General features: G+C 68.8%; 4 protein-coding genes. All 4 read right to left on the bottom strand.

Features of this window, described 5'->3' with window-relative positions; translation table 11 throughout:
• Positions 1-992, bottom strand: a 992-nt coding sequence (locus VGH54_RS16375; RefSeq protein WP_331513117.1) for a pyridoxal phosphate-dependent aminotransferase, incomplete at its 3' end; no start/stop codon positions are given.
• Positions 993-1,002: 10 nt separating this feature from the next.
• Positions 1,003-1,944 carry an acyl-CoA dehydrogenase family protein gene (locus VGH54_RS16370; RefSeq protein WP_331513116.1) on the bottom strand — a complete coding sequence of 314 codons (942 nt, stop codon included), beginning with the start codon at positions 1,942-1,944 and terminating at the stop codon, positions 1,003-1,005.
• Positions 1,941-2,897 (bottom strand): acyl-CoA dehydrogenase, encoded by a 957-nt coding sequence (locus VGH54_RS16365; RefSeq protein WP_331513115.1) that lies wholly within the window; start codon positions 2,895-2,897, stop codon positions 1,941-1,943. The genes VGH54_RS16370 and VGH54_RS16365 overlap by 4 nt, the downstream gene beginning before the upstream one ends.
• A partial coding sequence (locus tag VGH54_RS16360; RefSeq protein WP_331513118.1) for a hypothetical protein occupies positions 2,894-2,980 on the bottom strand: 87 nt, incomplete at its 5' end. The genes VGH54_RS16365 and VGH54_RS16360, both read right to left, overlap by 4 nt.

The following is a 2,980-nucleotide window of genomic DNA, read 5'->3' as shown; positions in this document are numbered from 1 at the left end:
TCGGTGAAGTCCGAGACGTCGGCGTAGACGTAGAACGCGCCGTCGGTGGGTGCCAGCCGGTCGATACCGATGCCGCGCAAGCCGTCAAGCAGCGTCGCGCGGTTGACGGAGTACTCGAGTAGATGCGCGTTTGCTTCGTCGACAGCATCCGGTGTGAACGCCGCGACCGCCGCGTGCTGCGACAGCACGGGGGGGCAGATGGTGAAGTTCCCGGTCAGACGGTCTACCGCGCGGCGGAGTGCGGTCGGCACCAGCAACCAGCCCAGCCGCCATCCTGTCATCGCGAAGTATTTCGAAAAGCTGTTGACCACGAATGCATTTCGCGACGTGCTCCAGGCACAGCTGGTCTGCGGGGCGCCCTCGTAAACCAGTCCGTGGTAGACCTCGTCGCTGATCAGCCGCACTCCCGATTCGTCACACCAGGACGCGATCGCCGCGAGTTCCGCGGGCGGGATGACGGTACCGGTCGGGTTGGCCGGGCTGGCCACGACAACACCCTGCACGGGCGGGTCGAGCTCGGCCAGTATCTGCGCGGTGGGCTGAAATCGGGTTTCCGGCCCGCATTCGATCACCACGACCTCACACCCGAGTGCCGTCAGGATGTTGCGGTAGCAGGGATAGCCGGGGCTGCTGACCGCCACCCGGTCGCCGACGTCGAAGCAGGACAGGAACGCCAGCAGAAAGCCTCCGGACGATCCCGTCGTCACCACGACGTCGTCCATCTCGACCTGCACGCCGTACCGGTCGAGGTACGACGCGGCGATGCCGGCCCGCAGCTCGGGAATGCCCAGCGCCACGGTGTAGCCCAGCTGGTTGAGATGCAACGCGGACGCGGCGGCGGCGCGGACCGGCTCGGGAGCCCCGGCGCTCGGCTGGCCCGCCGACAGGTTGACTAGATCGCCGTGGCTGCGTTGGCGTTCGGCCGCGGCCAGCCAGACGTCCATCACATAGAACGGCGGGATCCCGGCGCGCAGTGCGACGTGATCGGTCATGCCGTCAACGTTAGAACACTTCGGATTCCAGCCGGCGCAAGTGTTCGCCGGCCGGGCCCAGCAGTTGCGAACTGCCGTGCGCGCGCTTGAAATACAGCTGCATATCGTGTTCCCAGGTGATCGCGATACCGCCGTGGAGTTGAATGCCTTCGGCAGCCACCCTGCTGAACGCCTCGGTGGCTGCGACGCGGGCCAACGCCGCCGATGTCGGTGACGGGGCATCCGCCGCGTCGTTTACCACGGCGCGGGCCGCCTGCACCGCGACGTAGAGGTCGGCCATCCGGTGCTTGAGGGCCTGGAAGCTGCCGATCGGCCGGCCGAACTGTTGACGCTCCTTGGTGTAGTCGACGGTCAGTTCCAGGCATCGCGTGGCTGCGCCGATCTGTTCGGCGGCCAGCAAAATCGCCGCGGCATCGGCGACACCGGGATCCGTGCCGAGCGGAGCCGTGCTCTCGGGTGTGAGCCGGGCCAGTCGGCGGGTGGGGTCCATCGACGGGAGCGCCTCGGCGCTGAATTCTGTCCATCGGTCCAGCTTGCCGTCGTGAGCCGCGATGACGATGTCGGCCAGGTCGCCGTTGACCACGTAGTCCCGGTCGAATACCACCGCGCCGATCGCAGCGCCCTCGGCCAGCGAACCCAGCGCGTCGGCGTCGGGCTGGTCGGCGGCCAGCAGCGCCAGTTCGGTCAGCGTGGTGCCGAGCAGCGGGCTGGGCACCAGGCCCTTGCCGAGTTCTTCGAGGACGACAGCGGCATCACCCAGCGTGCCGCCGGCGCCGCCGAATTCCTCGGGCACCACCAGAGCGGCAGCGCCGACCTGCTCGCACAGCAGCCGCCACAGTGATTCGTCGTAGCCACGTTCGGATTCCATCGCCTCGCGAACCGCGGCAGGGGAGGCGTGCTTGGCCACGAGCGCCGCGACGGTGTCGCGCAGCAGTTCTCGTTCATCACTCACAGTGCCTCCAGAACCCGTCGCCGGTGCGTCGCCGGGTCGCCCCAGGCCGCTCGCAACGCCTGCACCCTGAGCAGCCACAGCGACAAATCGTGCTCGGCGGTGAACCCGATGGCGCCGTGCGTCTGCAGCGCCGACCGCGCGGCCAACAAGGCGGCATCCGACGCCAACGCCTTGGCCGCACTCACGTCACGGGCCGTGTCGGGCGACCGATCGGCCAGCGACAGCGCGGCGCCGTACACCAGTGGACGCGCCAACTCGAGCGCGATATGCACATCGGCCAGCTTGTGTTTGATCGCCTGATACGAACCGATGACCCGGCCGAACTGGGCGCGCTGCTTGGCGTAGTCCACCGCGGCGTCCAGCAGAGCCTGGCCCGCCCCCACCAGCTGGGCGGCGGTGGCCAGTGCGCCGAACTCGTACGCGCGTGCCACATCGGCCTGCCACGCTTCGCACACCGCGTCGGTGTCGAACAGGTGGCGGCTGGGGTCGACGGACTCATGCCGTTCGCCCACGTGCGCTTCGCTGACCCAGCCGTCGGCTTCGGCGGCCAGGACGAGTCCGGCTGCATCGGCGTCCACGGCGCGTGGCACGTGCGGCCGGAGCGCGACGGTGGCGATCAGTTCGCCGGTGGCCAGCGCCGCACACCGCTCGTCCTCGGCGAGCAAAAGTGGCGCCACCGCAATGGATTCGGTGACCGGTCCGGGTACACACCAACGGCCCAGCCGTTCGGACGCGACCACCAGGTCGACTGGGTGCGCGTCGATGCCGTCGAACCGCTCCGGCACCGCCAGCGCGGTGACGCCCAAGTCGGCCAGCCGCGCCCAGACCTTACGGCCGGGGGCCGTGTCGCCGGCCGCCCATGCGCGCACAGCATTCGGCAGGTCGGCAGCCGCCAGTGCCGCGTCGATGCTTGCGGCGAAGTCGCGCTGCTGTTCGTCAAGATCGAATCTCATTTGGCCTTCTCACGGGGCAGTCCCAGCAGCCGCTCGGCAATGATGTTGCGCTGAATTTCGTTGGTGCCCGCATAGATCGGGCC

The sequence above is a fragment of the Mycobacterium sp. genome (assembly GCF_036488105.1).
In the GTDB taxonomy this organism is placed as follows: domain Bacteria; phylum Actinomycetota; class Actinomycetes; order Mycobacteriales; family Mycobacteriaceae; genus Mycobacterium.
The sequence above is the reverse complement of the archived record's forward strand: the minus strand, read 5'-3'. Positions and strand labels throughout refer to the sequence as shown.

What these genes read in the sequence shown, in the direction of transcription:
- VGH54_RS16365 (WP_331513115.1), bottom strand. Translation starts at nt 2,897, where the DNA reads ATGAGATTCGATCTTGACGAACAGCAGCGCGACTTCGCCGCAAGCATC.